Genomic DNA, 15,142 nt, shown 5'->3' with positions numbered 1-15,142 from the left:
GCCCGGCCCGACGCGGAAGGACGATGAGACTGACGGGAAACCCCCAAACCCTCCCCGACACGGGCCGAGTCGAGTCCCGCCGCCCCCCGACCCCGCCCAGCTCCAGCCCCGCCCCCTCAGTCCCCCACCGGCCTGTACGTGCACACGTTGACGCCCGCCGGGCTCGTTGCCGTCGAGACGAGTTCCAGGGTTCGGCGGCCGCCGTCCGTCGGGAAGATCGACTTGCCGCCGCCGAGGAGGACCGGCATGACGATCAGGCGGAGTTCGTCGACCAGGCCCTCGGCGATGAGGGTGCGCGCCAGGGTGGGGCTGCCCATCACCAGCAGGTCGCCGCCGTCGGCCGCGTGCAGTTCGCGGAGGCGGGCGAGGGCTTCGGCGCCGGGGATGAGGGTGGTGTTGTTCCAGGTCAGGTCGGCGTCCGTGAGGGTCGCGGAGACGACGTGCTTGGCGATGGAGTTCATCTGGTCCGCGAAGGGGTCCCCCGCCCGGCCGGGCCAGGCGGCCGCCATCGTCTGCCAGGTGCGGCGCCCGAAGAGGAGGGCTTCGGCCTTGGCGGTGGCGTCGGCGAAGGCGCCGCCGACGACCTCCGGGTCGAAGAAGGGCTGCGACCAGCCGCCGTGGGCGAAGCCCCCGTCAGTGTCCTCCTCCGGCCCGCCCGGGGCCTGGACGACGCCGTCGAGGCTGATGAACTCGCTGATGACGATGCGCATGGGACTCGTTCCTTTGCTCGGGTACCTCGGCCACCTCGGGTGCCTCTGGTACCGCAGTTGCCTCAACTGCCTCGGTCGGGCTTACAGAAGGAGAGACTGCGGGGTCGCGCGGGAATCATCGCTCCGGACGCTGTGACCTGTCCCACACCGCCGTACGGTCCGGCATCTGACACATCACGGGGCGGGCGGGCCCGCCCTCGCGCCCGGGGCCGTACCCTCCGCGCATGATCGATTCACTCACCCACGTCCGCGTCGCCCGGCCGTCCCTCGACCTGGAGGCCGCCGAGCGGTTCTACGTCCAGGGCCTCGGACTGGACGTCCTGTGGCGGACGACCGGTCAGGTTCCCGGGGAGCACGACCTCGTCATGGTCGGGCCCGCCGGCGGTGGATGGCACTTCGAGCTGACCCGGGACCCCGAGAACCCGCTCGCGCCCACCCCGACCGTCGACGACCTGTTCGTCGTCTACCTCGGCGAGGCCCCCGACGAGGACCTCGTCAGCCGGCTCGTCGACCACGGCGGGACCCGGGTCCCCTCGCACAACCCGTACTGGGACGAGTACGGGGTCACGGTCGCCGACCCGGACGGCTACCGGCTCGTGCTCTGCTCCCGCACCTGGGGCTGAGCCCCCGCCGGTCCGGCCTCCGGGGCGTCGAGCACGTCCGGCGTTTCGAGGAGGGCGCCGGACCGGCTCGCCGGACGGGGTCAGCCGCCGACCTTGGGGGCCTTGGGCAGGCCGGAGGAGAGGGCGGTGCCGGCGCCCGTGAGGGAGGCGTCGGTGGCCTTGGAGGCGGTTCCGGCCGCCTGGGCGGTCACGCCGACGGCGGTCTTGGTGTCCTGCACGGCCTGCCCGGGGTGGTCGACGATCTGACCGACGCGCTTGGCGAGGGGCTTCACCGCGGTGGCGTTGCCGTCCGCGGCGTGGGCGGCGGGGGTGAGTGCGATTGCGGCGCCGCCGGACAGGAGCAGGGCGGTGAGGGTGCGCTTCATGGCCTTCATGCACGGCCCAACGACCTCACCGCACCCCGGGTCACCGGTCGCCGCGGGCGTTCCGCGCATCGGGCTACCCCGGCGCCGGCGGCCCGGCGCGTCCCGGCGGGCCCGCGCCCCGGGCCCGCGCCCCCGGCGTACTCCCGGCGCACCCCCGCCGGGGCGGGGTCAGTCCTCGACCACCAGGGCGGGGGTGGACTTGGTGAGGACCTCGCCGCGGAAGAAGGCGGGGCTGCGGCGTTCGGTGACGAACATGATGACCAGGCCGAGGGCGAGGAGGCCGACGCCAATGACGAAGACGCTGCCGACGCCGAGGCCGGGGATGGTCGAGCCGGAGCCGTAGGAGGGGTTCCAGGCGTCGGTGAGGGTCTTGAAGAAGACCGCGGCGAGGAGGAGGCCGCCGATCACCGGGAGGATGCCCTTGAAGAGCAGGTCGCGCACGGAGTCGCGCAGTTCGCCGCGGAAGTACCAGGCGCAGGCGAAGGCCGTCAGCGAGTAGTAGAAGCAGATCATCAGGCCGAGCGCGAAGATCGTGTCGGTGAGGACGTTCTCGCTGACCAGGGTCATGACCGTGTAGAAGGCACCGGTGGCGACGCCCGCCGTGACGGTGGCGCGGCCCGGGGTCTTGAACTTCGGGTGGACCTTGGCGTAGGAGGCGGGCAGGGCCTCGTACGTGGACATGGCCAGGACCGTGCGGGCCACCGGGATGAAGGTGGTCTGCAGGGAGGCGGCGGCCGAGGCGAGGACGGCGACGAAGAGCAGGATGCCGAGCACCGGGCCCATGACGGGGCCGGCGAGGGCGGCGAAGACGTTGGCGGAGGTCTCCGGGTTGCCGAGGCCGAGGCCGGAGGTGCCGGAGCCGACGGCCATCTGGGCGGCGATGCCGGTGGCCAGGTAGGAGCCGACGAGGACGACCATCGCGATGAGCGAGGCGCGGCCGGGGGTCTTGGAGGACCCGATCGTCTCCTCGTTCGCGGTGAGGCAGGTGTCCCAGCCCCAGTACATGAAGATCGAGAGGGAGAGCCCGGCGGTGAAGGCGGCCATGGAGCCGACCGCGAAGGGGTTCATCCACTCCCACGAGAAGCTGAGTCCCGTGTCGAAGGTGCCGGCGGAGGCCTTCTGGAAGGCCATCGCGACGAAGACCGCGAGGACGAGGAGCTGGAGGCCGACCAGGGTGTACTGGATGCCCTTGGTGGCGGTCATGCCGCGGTAGCTGATGGCGGTGGCGACGGCGATCAGCGTCAGGCAGGTGGTGATGTGGACGAGTTTGCTGTCGTCCAGCCCGGCGATCGACGGATTGTTCGTGATCTCGCCGGCCAGCAGCCAGAAGTAGGAGGTGGCGACACCCGCGAGGTTGGAGAGCACGATGATCGTGGCGATCACCAGGCCCCAGCCGCACATCCAGCCGATCCGCGGGCCGAAGGCCTTGACGGTCCAGGTGAAGGAGGTGCCGCAGTCCGGCATGGCCTTGTTGAGCTCGCGGTAGGCGAAGGCGACCAGCAGCATCGGGAGGAACCCGGCCAGGAAGACGGCCGGCATCTGGACGCCGACCTCACCGGCGGTGGAGCCGAGGGTGGAGGTCAGGCAGTAGACGGGGGCGACGGTGGAGATGCCCAGGACGGCGCTGCCCACCAGACCGACGGACCCCTTGCCGAGGCCCTTGCCGCGGACCTCGCCCTCGCCGCCGCCTTGGCCCTCGCCCTCGCCCTGGGCGCCGCCATTTACCGCGTCTCCGACCTTCTGCCGAACGTCCAGCTGTGTCATGGGTCAGGACGTTAGACGGTGCGGTTTCCACATTCGGAAGACTTAAGTCCGGATCCGAGGACCCAAAAATGCCTTGGAATCTTGAGGTCGAGAGAGTTAATGATCGCGCAATGAAAGGCTCACGGGCCCACCGGTCATCGTTTCGGCGGACCCGGAGCCCACCTTTCACCATGCGGAAACCGCAGCACTGTCCGTTTTGCGGCTTTTCAAACTTTCCAGATCAATTTTTGGTCAAGCCCATACGATCGACTGGATTTCGCTGTATGCGTGCAGCGCGTACGATCCCACGTCCCGCCCCACACCGCTCCGCTTGAACCCACCGAACGGCGCCTCCATGTTCCGGCCGATCGTGTTCACCCCGACCCCGCCCGCCCGCAGCCGCCGCGCCACGCGGAAAGCGCGGGCCGCGTCCCCCGACCAGACGTAGCTCAGCAGCCCGAAGTCGCTGTCGTTGGCCAGCCGGACCGCCTCCTCCTCGCCCCCGTCGAACGGAACGACCACCACCACCGGCCCGAAGATCTCCTCCCGGACCACGCGCATGTCGTTGGTGCAGTCGACGAGGAGGGTCGGCGCCACGTAGAAGCCGCGGCCGTCCCCGACCACCGGACGCTCCCCGCCGCAGGCGATCCGCGCCCCCTCCTTCCGCCCCAGCTCCACGTACGACTCCACGCGGTCCCGGTGCGCCCCCGAGATCACCGGGCCGACCACCGTGCCCCGCTCCCCCGGATCGCCCACCTTCATGAAGGCCAGGTAGCCCGTCAGCTTCTCCACCAGCTCCGCGTACACCGACCGGTGCACGATCACCCGCGTCGGCGCCGTGCAGATCTGGCCGGAGTAGAAGGAGAACGTCGTACCGATCCCCAGCACCGCCGCGTCGAGGTCGGCGTCCTCCAGGACGACCGCCGCGCCCTTCCCGCCCAGCTCCATCAACTGCCGCTTCATGCTCCGCCCGCACACCTCGGCGATGCGCTGCCCGACGCCCGTGGAGCCGGTGAAGGACACCATGTCCACGTACGGGGAGTCCACCGCCGCCTCGCCCACCTCCACCGAGGCACCCGAGACCACGTTCACCACCCCGGCCGGCACCCCCGCCTCGTGCAGCGCCTCGGCCATCTTGAACACCGACAGCGGATCCTGCGGGGCCGGCTTGACCACCACCGTGTTCCCCATGGCCAGGGCCGGGGCCACCTTGCCCGCCGGGTTCGCCCACGGGTTGTTGTACGAGGTGATGCACGTGACCACCCCGACCGGCTGGCGCACCTCCAGCGCGCCCAGCACGCTCGCCCTCCCCATCGGGCCGGCCTCGGTCACCTGCGGCGGCAGCCCGCGCTCCACCGGCTCCAGCGCGCCGCGCGCGTACCGCCGGAAGCGGGACACCCCGACGCCCACCTGCATCCCGCGCGCGATCCCCGTCGGAGCGCCCGTCTCGGCCCGCGCGAGGGCCGCCCACGGTTCGAACTCCCGCTGCATGACGTCCGCGGCCCGGTCCAGGATCGCCGCCCGCTCCTCCGGCGCCGTACGGGACCAGCCCTCGAAGGCCCCGGCGGCGGCGCGGGCCGCTTCCTCGACCTGGGCGCGGGAGGCCTCGGGGGCGAGACCGACGACGGACTCGTCCGCCGGGTTCACCACCTCGTAGTGGCCGCCGTCCGGCTCCACCCACTCGCCGCCGATGTAGAGCCGCTGCGCCGCTTCACCACTCATCGGGTGCTCACCGTCCTCGTGTCCCGGCCCGAACGGAGCACGATCCCCGGGACCGCGCCCGTCACCTCGTCGTCGCGGATGGTCTCCACGCCGTTGACCCGTACCGAGACGATCCCGACGGCCCGGGCGTCCAGGCGCGGGCTGTCCCCCGGCAGGTCGTGCACGAGCGTCGCCGGACCCGCCTCGATCCGCTCCGGGTCGAAGAGCACCAGGTCCGCGTGGAAGCCCACGGCGATCCGGCCGCGTTCGCGCAGCCCGAACAGCTGCGCCGGGTCGTCGGTCAGCATCTTCACGGCCTGCTCCAGGGGGACCAGCCTGCGGCCGCGCAGACAGTCGCCGAGGAACCGGGTCGTGTACGGGGCCCCGCACATCCGGTCCAGGTGCGCACCCGCGTCGGAGCCGCCCAGCATCACGTCCTCGTGCCGCCAGGTCTCGGCGCGCAGGGCCCAGCTCGCCGGGTCGTTGTCGGTGGGCATGGGCCACAGCACCGTGCGCAGGTCGTCGTTGGCGCAGATCTCGACCAGGCACTGGAAGGGGTCCTGGCCGCGCTCGGCCGCGATGTCGTTCACGACCCGGCCGGACAGGCCTTCGTTCTCCTTGCTGTACGTGTCCCCGATGACGTAGCGGCCGAAATCGGCCAGGCGCCGGAAGACGCCGGCCTCCTTGCTGTCGGCGCGGCGCAGCATCACGGCGCGGACGTCCGGGTCGCGGAGCTTCTCGATCCGCTCGGGGACGGGGAGGGCGAGGACCTCGCCCCAGCCGGGGATGAGGTTGAGGGCGCAGAAGGTGCCGAGGGACATGTTCATCGGGGTGAGGATCGGCATCGTGAGCGCGACGATCCGGCCGCCGGCCGCGCGGGCTCGCTCGCTGGCGACCAGCTGGCGCGGGACGCGTTCGGGGACGGCGGCGTCGATGGTGAGGACGTTCCAGTTCAGGGGCCGGCCGGCGGTGGCGCTCATCCGGACGAAGAGGTCGATCTCGGCGTCGGAGAACCGGTCGAGGCAGCCGGCGACGATGGCCTCCAGCTGGGTGCCCTCGTGGTCGGCGACGGCCGCGGAGAGGGCGAGCAGCTCGGCGGGCTCCGCGTGGCGGGAGGCGACCGGGGCTCCGGCGCCGTCGGTGTGCGTGGAGGACTGGGTGGTGGACAGGCCCCAGGCGCCGGCGTCCATGGCCTCGTGGAGCAGGTCGACCATCTGCCGGAGCTGCTCGGGGGTGGGCCGGCCGCCGACCGCGGCCTCGCCCATGACGTGCCGGCGCAGGGCGCAGTGGCCGACCATGAAACCGGCGTTGACGGCGATGCGGCCGTCGAGGGCGTCGAGGTACTCGCCGAAGGTGGACCAGCTCCAGTCGACGCCCTCCTCCAGGGCGGCGAGGGCCATGCCCTCGACCTTGCTCATCATGCGGCGCGTGTAGTCGGCGTCCTCGGGGCGGGCGGGGTTGAGGGGGGCCAGGGTGAAGCCGCAGTTGCCGCCGGCGACGGTGGTGACGCCGTGGTTCATGGAGGGGGTGGCGTACGGGTCCCAGAAGAGCTGGGCGTCGTAGTGGGTGTGGGGGTCGATGAAGCCGGGGGTCAGGACCAGCCCGGTCGCGTCCTCGCTCGTACGGGCCGCCTCGGTGACGGTGCCGGGGTCGGCGACGGTGACGATGCGGCCGTCGCGGATGCCGACGTCGGCGGGGCGCGGGGGTGTGCCGGTCCCGTCGACGACGGTCGCTCCGCGGATGAGGTGGTCGAGCATGACGGTTCCCCTCCTGGGTGGTCCTGCGGGTGCCCTGGCCGGGCGGTTGCCGTTGCCCTGCGGGGCGGGGCGGGGCGGGTACGTGGTCGGGCGGGCGGCTCCGGTTCCGCGCGGGGCGCGGGCCCTGCCCGGAGTGGGGCGGGGTCATGGCGACGCCCCGGCGGGGGGCCCTCCGGGGTGGTCCGCGTCGGGCCGGAGTGGGCGGCAGGCCGCTGCCGGGCCACTCCGGCCCTCGGCGATGCCCTGCCGGGGCGGCGGTCCGGGAAGACGCCGCTCCGGCGGGGGTCGGTCGGGGCCCGGGACGGGCGGGCCCTGCGGGGCTGTCCCCTACCCGCCCTTCCACCGTTCCCCGGGGCTCCGCCCCGGACCCCGCGGCGGCGGCCGGGGGCACGGGGCCTGCGGCCCCGACCCTGGCCGACACGAAGCCCACGGGTCCGGGCTCCGGTGCCGGGTCCGGGTGGGGCGGGTGGCCCCCGGAGGGTCAGGCCGACTGGCGGAAGCGGGTCGTGCGGTGGACCGGGTCCGTGTCGATGTGGGGGATGACGTGTTCGCCGATCAGCTTGATCGTGGTCAGCGTGTCCTCCTTCGACACCCCCGTCGGCAGGCCGAAGGACAGCTGGTCCGCGCCCGCCTGCTCCCAGCGCTTGCACTGGGCGCGGACTTCCGAGGGGTCCCCGCAGATGAGGAGTTCCTCCGCGATGAGGAGCTCGATGATCTCCGCGTTGTACTCGGGGAGGGTCTCCGGCCACTGCGGGATCGCCTCGGGGCGCGGGAACGTGTCGTGGTAGCGGAAGACCAGCGACTGGAAGCGGTTCATGTTCGCGTTGACCGCGATCTCCACCGCCTTCTCGTGGGTCTCGGCACAGATCGCCGTCGAGGTGACCATGACGTTGTCGTTGACGAAGGCGCCGATGGCCTTCGCCTCCCGGATCGCCGTCTTGTACTGGTCGAGGACCCACTCCATGTCCGAGACCTTCTGGACGCTGAAGCCGAGGACACCGAGGCCCTTCCGCGCCGCCATCGCGTACGAGGAGGGGGAGCCGGCCGCGTACCACATGGCCGGGTGGGCCTTGCCGTACGGCTTGGGGAAGACCTTGCGCGGGGGCAGCGACCAGTGCTTGCCCTGGAACCCCTCGTACTCCTCCTGGAGGAACATCTTGGGGAACTCCGCGATGGTCTCCTCCCAGATCTCCTTGGTGTGGTTCATGTCCGTGATGCCGGGCATGAAGCCGAGGATCTCGTGGCTGCCCGCACCGCGTCCGGTGCCGAACTCGAAGCGGCCCTTGGAGAGGTGGTCGAGCATGGTGACCTTCTCGGCCACCTTCACCGGGTGGTTGACCGGGGCGAGGGGGTTGAAGATGCCCGAGCCGAGGTGGATCCGGTCGGTCGCGGCGGCGAGGTAGCCGAGGAAGACCTCGTTCGCCGAGAGGTGCGAGTACTCCTCCAGGAAGTGGTGCTCGGAGGCCCAGGCGTACTTGAAGCCGGACTGGTCGGCCTGGATGACGTACTCGGTCTCCTCAAGCAGCGCCTTGTGCTCCGCCTCGGGGTCGACCTTGGACCGCGCCTCAGGCACGTATCCCTGCACGAAGAGCCCGAATTCCAAGGGGGTTCACCGTCCTTAGGTTTCTGACATGTCGTCAGATTTGATGGGTCCGACTGTTCCACCGCGGGCCGGGACCGTCAATACCTCTACCTGACGGTCCATCAGAAACTCAGAGGATGCTCACTCCGGCCATCCAGCCCCCGTCGACGACGAACGGCTGGCCGGTGATGTACGAGGAGTCGTCGCCGGTCAGGAAGAGGGCCAGGCGCGCTATCTCCTCCGGCCGGCCGACCCGCCCCAGCGGGACCACCCGCTTGTACAGCTCCGCCATCGCCTCCCGGGCCTCGTCCGTCATCCCGGCGGGGTCCAGGAGCCCGGGGTTGGCCATCGGGGTGTCCACCGCCCCCGGGCACATGGCGTTGACCCGGATGTTCTTCCCGGCCAGCTCCAGCGCGGCGACCCGGGTCAGGCCCAGGATCGCCGCCTTGGTCGCCGCGTACGCGCCCACGTACGCCATGCCCGTCAGCCCCGTGTAGGAGGAGGTGTTGACGATGGTCCCGCCGCCCGCCGCCTCGATCTCGGGGGCGAGCGTCTTGATCCCGAGGAAGGCGCCGACCTGGTTGACCTCGATCACCTGCCGGAACTCCTCCAGCGGGGTCGCGGTCAGCTCGTTGAAGCGCAGGATCCCCGCGTTGTTCACCAGGCCGCTGACCGGGCCGAAGGCCTCCTTCGCGACGGCCACCGCGGCCGCCCAGTCCTCTTCCCGGCTCACGTCCATCCGCACGTAGCGCGCGCGGTCCTCACCGATGTCCTCGGCGACGGCGGCGCCCTGCTCGTCCAGCACGTCCCCCAGCACCACCCGTGCGCCCTCGGCGGCGAAGAGGCGGGCCTCCTGCTCGCCCTGGCCGCGCGCCGCACCGGTGATCAGGACGACGCGCCCGTCCAGCTTTCCCATGGCCACTACACCCTTCAGTCGTTGAGGAGGGGGGCCACCTCGGCCCCGAAAGCGGTGATCTGGTCGGTCAGCTCGGCGCGGTCGCGGCTGCGGAAGCGGACCTGGATCTGGTCCACGCCCAGCGCCCGGTACTCCCGCAGCGACTCGGCGAGCGCTTCCGCCTTGCCGGTCAGGGCGCGGCGGCCGGTGTCCCACCCGGGCTCGCCTACGTAGAGGGCCTCGGTGATCGCGCCGAACTCGACGGGGCCGGTGACCCCGGCCGCCGCGCGCAGCTCCTTGATCCGGGCGATCTGCGCCGGGAGCTTCTCGCGGGGATCGCCCTGCGGGAGCCAGCCGTCGCCGCGCTCGGCGGCCCGGCGGACGGCGGCGGGCGAGGACCCGCCGATCCAGACGGGGATCCGCTCCTGGGCGGGCCGCGGCCGCTGGCCGAGGTCCCGGAAGGAGAACCGCTCCCCCTCGAACTCCGGGTACTCCTCGGGACCCAGGGCCGCGCGCAGGGCGTCGAGGGTCTCGTCCAGCAGGGCGCCCCGGCGGGGGAAGTCCGCGCCGACGGCCTCGAACTCCTCCTGGACGTGCCCGGCGCCGACCCCGAGGATCAGGCGGCCGCCGCTGAGGTGGTCGAGGGTCGCGTACTGCTTGGCGGTGACGAGCGGGTGGCGCAGCCCGACGATCGCGACGTGGCTCAGCAGCCGGACGCGCTCGGTGATCCCGGCCAGGAAGGCCAGGGTGGCGACCGGGTCGTACCAGATGGTGCTCATGGGGCCGGCGAGGCGGCGCGGGATCGCCACGTGGTCGCAGGTGGCGAGGTACCCGAAGCCCGCCCGGTCGGCGGCGCGGGCCACCTCGGCGAGGTCGGCGGCGCCGGCCGAGGCCTCCCAGGGTTCGGCGTAGATGGTGCTCTGCGACTGGACGGGGAGCTGCATCCCGTACGCCAGCCGGCCTTCCGGAAACACGCGTGCCATGGCGGGCCCGCCTCGCCTTCGTCTGCCGGTTCGTTGTGCCGGTGCGGTGTGTGCCGGTGTGGTGCCGGTGCGGTGTGGTGCCGGTGCGGTGCACCCGTGCGTTGCGCCGGTGCCGGGCCATCGTCGTAGCTGACGGACCGTCAGGCAAGAGGCGGGGGCGATCCGCCCGGGCCGGCCCGCCCGCGCCCCGCGCCCCGTTCCGCACCCGGCCCGCAGCGCCTAGGGTGCGGCGCGTGGAACTGATGCTCACGCTCGTCAGCGGGCTCGCCTGGACCGTCGTCTACGTGGAGGCGATCCGTGTCGGGCTGCGGGACCGGACCTACGCGATGCCCGTCGCCGCGCTCGCACTGAACTTCGCCTGGGAAACCACCTACGCCGTGAACGAGTTCCGCACCGGTGTGTCCGCGCAGGGCGTGGTCAACGTGGTGTGGGCACTCGCCGACCTCGTGATCGTGTACACGTACCTGCGCTTCGGGCGCGCCGAGCTGCCCGGCTTCGTGACGCGGCCGCTGTTCGCCGCCTGGAGCGCGCTCCTGTTCGCCACCGGCTTCGCCGTGCAGTGGCTCTTCCTCGCCCAGTTCGGGACGCACGACGCGACCCGCTACTCGGCGTTCCTCCAGAACCTTCTGATGTCCGGGCTGTTCATCGCGTTCTTCGTCGCCCGGCGCGGTCCGCGCGGGCAGTCCCTGCTCATCGCCGTCGCCAAGTGGCTCGGCACGCTCGCCCCGACCGTTCTGTTCGGGGTGCTGGAGGGGTCCGGCTTCGTCCTGGGGCTCGGCGTGCTGTGCTGCGTGTACGACCTCGTCTACATCGGCCTGCTGCTCAGAAGCCGGGAGGCCCCATCGCGATGACCGGGTGCGCCGCCGGGTCCAGGGTCTCCAGGAGCTTGCGCATCGCCTCCTTCGGGAGGCCGACGCAGCCCTGGGAGGGGCCGTCGTGGTCCACGTGGAGCCAGATGTTGCCGCCCTTGCGCTCGCCGTCCGGCTTGACGGGGTCGAGCGGGGACACGCCCTGGCGGCGGTTGTAGTCGATCGCCACGACATAGTCGAAGGAGCCCTCCAGGGACTCCCCGTTGACCCCGCGGCCGGTGGCCACGAACGCCGCGTCCCGGTCGTACGGGAGCTTCGTGCCGGGCGGTGCGGGCAGCCGCCCGCCCGCGTCGGTGAGGGAGAACACCCCCTGCGGGGAGGTCAGGTCCCCGTACTCGCGCTCGCCGGACCAGCCCTTGGCGCCGTTGCGGGCGGGCCAGTGCCCGGCCGCCGTCCAGTCGGCGCCCGCCGTGGCCCGCGTGTAGAGGGTGACGTCCGACTCCGAGGAGTCCTTCGCCCTGCCGGTGACCAGCACCAGTTGCCGGGACTCGGCGGGGATCCGGGCGCGGGCCGCGTCGCCGAGCGAGGCCGGCAGCCCGTGGCGGGCGTCGGGGCGGTGCGCGTCGCGCGCGGCCCGGTCGGGGGTCTGCGGGCGGGAGTCCGAGCGGGCCGGCGGGACGGGAGCCCCCGGCTGCTGGTGGAGGGCCTGCACCCAGCCGGCACCGAAGGCCAGCAGGCCGAAGGTGGCGACGGCGGTCAGCGCCCGCGGCCGGCGGGCGGCCGAACGGGAGCGCGTACGGGTGCGGCCCCGGGAACGGGAGCGGGCTCGGGCGTGCTTGCTCATTGACCCGACCGTACAGGAGGCGATCTCCGTTCCCGTCGACCCCGGACGCCTGCCGGGCGTCGACCGGGCGCCTGCCGGACACCGACCGGGCGCCGGGCGGCTGCCCCCGGCCCGCCGCCGGCTCCGCCGGGACGGGGAGGTCCACCCCGGGAGGAACGTTTCGGTCGGCGTGCCGGTCGCATGATCAGATGGCAAAGGCCACCTGATCAGGGGAAATGGTGGCCGGAACGACCTCCCCGGGGCCGCGGGGCGATCTACTGGGCAGGCCGGCCGCACGGGGGTGCGCGCCGTCCCTAACAGGAGGATCTGTCATGCGGAAGTCCGCGACCGTGCTCGCCGCCCTCGCCCTCGCCCTCGTGGGGGCATCGCCCGCCAACGCCGCGGTGGACAGCCAGTGCGGTCAGTACATCTGCGTCATGACGGCACACCACAACCGGTTCGTGCAGGACATCACCGTCCAGACCCGCGACGGCAACCCGGGTGTCCTGCGCGCCTACTGGGGGGAGTTCCGCTCCGGGCGGGTCACCGCCGCCTCCCACCGCTGGGGCGTCGGATACGAACAGGCCGGCGCGAAGCTCGTCTGCGGCGGCCTGGAGCGCGACGGCCGCACCATCGAGGACGGCATCTGCGTCACCATCTGACCCCCTGGAGGGAGGGCGGGGCGGGGCGGACGGGGCGGACGGGGCGAGGGGGCCGGGCGGGACCGGGCGGCCCGTCCCGCCGGTCCCGCCGACCCCGCCGAGCCCGCCGCCCCCTCCCGCCCGCAGGGGCCCGGACGTACCCTGAACTGATGAGAACTCCTCGTCAGGCAGCGCGCATTGTCGTCCTCTCTCCCAGCGGATCGGTGTTCCTGTTCCGGGAGAACAACGTCGAAGTCGGCATCCACTGGCTGCCGCCGGGCGGCGGGATCGATCCCGGCGAGAGCCCCGAGGATTGCGTGCGGCGCGAGTTGCGCGAGGAGACCGGGTGGACCGACCTGGAGCCGCAGCGGCTGCTGTGCACCTGGGAGCACGACTTCACCCACCAGGGCGTCCCGGTCCGCCAGCACGAGCACATCTACGTCACCACGGGCCCGCGCCGCGAACCGCGCCTCGAAGCCCCCGACATCCACTGGCAGTGGCTCTCCCCGCAGCGCCTCGCCACCCTCGGCGAACCCCTCTGGCCCCCGCGCCTGCCCGAGCTCCTCGCCGACGCCCCGGCCGAACCGGTCCACCTGGGGCTCGTGACGTAGCCCCGGGCGGGGAGGGTCCGCGCAGCCGGCCGCCCCCGCACTCCGCCCGGATCACCCGGACCGGCGGCGGGTGTCCGTGAGGGTGTAGCCGCCCGCGGTCGTACCGGCGTCGGCGGGCCCGGCCGCGCAGGGCGCCAACTCGGGCGCACCGGCCGGGGGCGGCGCCGTGATCCCGATCCGGGTCTCCCCGGTCCCCGGCGCGGCGACGTGGAAACTCACCCCCATCCGGGCGGGCGGCGTACCGTGCAGGAACTCCTCCCAGCCCGGTCCGGCGTCGACGAGCCTGCCCGTCACGGCCACGTCGGCGCCGTCGACGCGTACGCAGTCGACCCGGAAGTCACCCCAGTTGAAGCCCGGCCGCGGCCCGTCGGAGCCGTCGGAGGGGCCGCCCATGAAGTGCTGGATGCGGAACGTCCCCCAGGAGCGCGCCGCCACGGCAGGATCGCGGCCGTCGAAAAAGCCGTGCGCGTCGACGAGGATCCGGACGTCGTCCCGCGGATCCCCGTACGCCATACGGGCCCAGCCGCGGATGCCGGCGAGGCCGGGGGCGGATGAGGGGGCGGATGAGGGGGCGGGGGCTGAGGCCGTCGGGGCGGGGGCGGCAGCGGCGGTCGTGGCGGTGGCCATCGGCGCGGCCGCCGCCACGGCCAGGACGAGGACGAGCGGAACGGTACGGCGCAGGGTCGACTCGATCACGGTGGTTTCCCCTCCGGAAGCGGTGGTGCGGTCGCCTCCGATCCTGTCGGGCCGCCGCTCCCCCGCCATCGCGCCCGGGAGCGACCCGCCCTCCCCCGGTTGGGGGAGGAAGGGTCAGCGTGGGGGTGGGTCAGCGCTTGGCGGTGGCCTTTGCGTAGAGCTGCGCCGCGTAGTCGCCGAGGACGGTGCTCGTGGACACGTCGTCCGTGTCCCCGCCCGTCAGGATGCCGATGATCTTCCCGTCGCGGCCGATCCAGGCACTGCCGCTGGTGCCGCCCGGGAAGTCGGAGCAGTCGAAGCGCTGTTCCGTCGGGCTGAGGCGGACGGAGACGGCCGTGCAGGTACGGGGGACCTTGCGGTCCGCGGGGTAGCCCGTCACCGTGACCTCCTCGCCCGCGCGGCCGGAGGTGTCCAGGGGGGCGCCGCCTATGACGTCCTCGATGTTGCGGCCCTTGGCGTCGGGGGCCACGCGGGCGAAGGCGAGGTCGTAGTCGTCGTCCGTGCCGTCGGCCCAGCGCTCGTCCTCGTAGACCTGCTCTATCTTCCAGGTCCCGTACGGGGCGACACCGTTCGCGTACGCGGGCGCGAAGACCGCACCGCCGTCGCGCGCCTGCTCGCCCTCCATGAGGCAGTGACCGGCGGTGATCAGCAGGTTCTTGCCGGGGCTGCGGACGACGGTGGCGGTGCAGAAGTGATCGCCGTCCAGGCCACCGGTGAACAGGGCTCCGGTGAAGGCGGCGGGCCCGCCGGGCTTGGGGGTCGCGGCGGCCGGCGGCGGCGAGGCGAGCTGAGGCTTGGAGGCCTTCGACCGCGAGGGTCCGGTGGGAGAGCCGGACGGCGTGGCCGACTTGGCGTACACCGGAGCGTCGGCCCCGTCGGGCGGCGGCACCAGCTCGGCCACCGCGGCCGAGGCGCCCAAGGCAGCCACCGCACACAGCACCGCCGTCACCACGGTCCGCTTGTCCACCGCCATGATCCCTCCCGCTTCGCCCTCGCGAAGCATGCCCCGGGGGCGGGGCGGGGTGCAAGGGGAGAGGGGGGTGGGCGGGTCGGGGGCAGGCGGGGGCAGGCGGGGGTCGGGGGGCGGCGGGACTTTGGCTGGTCCGTGTCAGGGAGGGTTTGGGGGTTTCCCGTCAGTCTCATCGTCCTTCCGTGTCGGGCCGGGCTGTCAAGGGCGCTCCCTTCGGTCGCGTCGCTTCGCGA

Annotated in this window: 15 protein-coding genes; 4 read left to right on the top strand and 11 right to left on the bottom strand. The window is 72.8% G+C overall.

Translation table 11 applies throughout. The features are described 5' to 3' along the window. Window positions 1-116 precede the first annotated feature (116 nt). The gene (locus tag ACZ5D2_RS40060) at window positions 117-710 is read right to left on the bottom strand and encodes a dihydrofolate reductase family protein (RefSeq protein ID WP_371677232.1); all 594 of its coding nucleotides are present in this window, start codon (window positions 708-710) and stop codon (window positions 117-119) included. A 224-nt stretch (window positions 711-934) separates the two neighbouring features. Between ACZ5D2_RS40060 and ACZ5D2_RS40055 the strand changes: the two genes are divergently transcribed. Next, entirely contained in the window at window positions 935-1,333 is a 399-nt protein-coding gene (locus tag ACZ5D2_RS40055) for a VOC family protein (protein ID WP_371677233.1), read from the top strand. 80 nt (window positions 1,334-1,413) lie between these two features. Here the strand turns inward: ACZ5D2_RS40055 and ACZ5D2_RS40050 are convergent, their stop codons facing one another. The 7 genes from ACZ5D2_RS40050 to ACZ5D2_RS40020 all read right to left on the bottom strand — a co-directional run bounded on the left by ACZ5D2_RS40050 (window position 1,414) and on the right by ACZ5D2_RS40020 (window position 10,359). Beyond that, complete coding sequence (locus ACZ5D2_RS40050) at window positions 1,414-1,707, bottom strand: hypothetical protein (RefSeq protein ID WP_371677234.1); 294 nt, start codon at window positions 1,705-1,707, stop codon at window positions 1,414-1,416. A 159-nt stretch (window positions 1,708-1,866) separates the two neighbouring features. Continuing rightward, complete coding sequence (locus ACZ5D2_RS40045; protein ID WP_371677235.1) at window positions 1,867-3,462, bottom strand: APC family permease; 1,596 nt, start codon at window positions 3,460-3,462, stop codon at window positions 1,867-1,869. 231 nt (window positions 3,463-3,693) lie between these two features. Further along, a complete protein-coding gene (locus ACZ5D2_RS40040; RefSeq protein ID WP_468936600.1) occupies window positions 3,694-5,163 on the bottom strand; it encodes an aldehyde dehydrogenase family protein in 1,470 nt (489 codons plus the stop codon). Further along, the gene (locus ACZ5D2_RS40035) at window positions 5,160-6,899 is read right to left on the bottom strand and encodes an N-acyl-D-amino-acid deacylase family protein (RefSeq protein WP_371677237.1); all 1,740 of its coding nucleotides are present in this window, start codon (window positions 6,897-6,899) and stop codon (window positions 5,160-5,162) included. The genes ACZ5D2_RS40040 and ACZ5D2_RS40035 overlap by 4 nt, the downstream gene beginning before the upstream one ends. A 481-nt stretch (window positions 6,900-7,380) precedes the next feature. Next, on the bottom strand, window positions 7,381-8,502 hold the full coding sequence (locus ACZ5D2_RS40030; RefSeq protein ID WP_468936597.1) for an LLM class flavin-dependent oxidoreductase: 1,122 nt from the start codon (window positions 8,500-8,502) through the stop codon (window positions 7,381-7,383). Between the two features lie 109 nt (window positions 8,503-8,611). Continuing rightward, the gene (locus tag ACZ5D2_RS40025) at window positions 8,612-9,397 is read right to left on the bottom strand and encodes an SDR family NAD(P)-dependent oxidoreductase (protein ID WP_371677239.1); all 786 of its coding nucleotides are present in this window, start codon (window positions 9,395-9,397) and stop codon (window positions 8,612-8,614) included. Between the two features lie 14 nt (window positions 9,398-9,411). After that, window positions 9,412-10,359, bottom strand: a complete 948-nt coding sequence (locus tag ACZ5D2_RS40020; RefSeq protein WP_468936593.1) for an LLM class F420-dependent oxidoreductase — start codon at window positions 10,357-10,359, stop codon at window positions 9,412-9,414. Here ACZ5D2_RS40020 and ACZ5D2_RS40015 point away from each other — a divergent pair. Then, window positions 10,353-11,210, top strand: a complete 858-nt coding sequence (locus tag ACZ5D2_RS40015; RefSeq protein WP_468936590.1) for a transmembrane-type terpene cyclase — start codon at window positions 10,353-10,355, stop codon at window positions 11,208-11,210. The genes ACZ5D2_RS40020 and ACZ5D2_RS40015 overlap by 7 nt on opposite strands. On the opposite strand, the gene ACZ5D2_RS40010 is transcribed toward ACZ5D2_RS40015, so the two are convergent. Beyond that, on the bottom strand, window positions 11,182-12,012 hold the full coding sequence (locus tag ACZ5D2_RS40010; RefSeq protein ID WP_468936587.1) for a L,D-transpeptidase family protein: 831 nt from the start codon (window positions 12,010-12,012) through the stop codon (window positions 11,182-11,184). The two genes, ACZ5D2_RS40015 and ACZ5D2_RS40010, sit on opposite strands and share 29 nt — an antisense overlap. A gap of 311 nt (window positions 12,013-12,323) precedes the next feature. Between ACZ5D2_RS40010 and ACZ5D2_RS40005 the strand changes: the two genes are divergently transcribed. Both ACZ5D2_RS40005 and ACZ5D2_RS40000 read left to right on the top strand, forming a co-directional pair. Further along, window positions 12,324-12,653, top strand: coding sequence for a hypothetical protein (locus ACZ5D2_RS40005; protein WP_371677242.1), 330 nt, complete (start codon window positions 12,324-12,326; stop codon window positions 12,651-12,653). Window positions 12,654-12,802: 149 nt separating this feature from the next. Next, window positions 12,803-13,243 carry an NUDIX hydrolase gene (locus ACZ5D2_RS40000; protein ID WP_468936583.1) on the top strand — a complete coding sequence of 147 codons (441 nt, stop codon included), beginning with the start codon at window positions 12,803-12,805 and terminating at the stop codon, window positions 13,241-13,243. Between the two features lie 51 nt (window positions 13,244-13,294). Here the strand turns inward: ACZ5D2_RS40000 and ACZ5D2_RS39995 are convergent, their stop codons facing one another. Together ACZ5D2_RS39995 and ACZ5D2_RS39990 are read right to left on the bottom strand one after the other, a co-directional pair. Continuing rightward, complete coding sequence (locus tag ACZ5D2_RS39995; protein WP_468936581.1) at window positions 13,295-13,939, bottom strand: hypothetical protein; 645 nt, start codon at window positions 13,937-13,939, stop codon at window positions 13,295-13,297. Between the two features lie 130 nt (window positions 13,940-14,069). Next, complete coding sequence (locus ACZ5D2_RS39990; protein WP_468936578.1) at window positions 14,070-14,912, bottom strand: trypsin-like serine peptidase; 843 nt, start codon at window positions 14,910-14,912, stop codon at window positions 14,070-14,072. Window positions 14,913-15,142: the final 230 nt, after the last annotated feature.

This window comes from Streptomyces sp. NPDC031479 (assembly GCF_055581065.1).
Note: the sequence above shows the minus strand (reverse complement) of the source record. Positions and strands in the feature narration are given on the sequence as shown.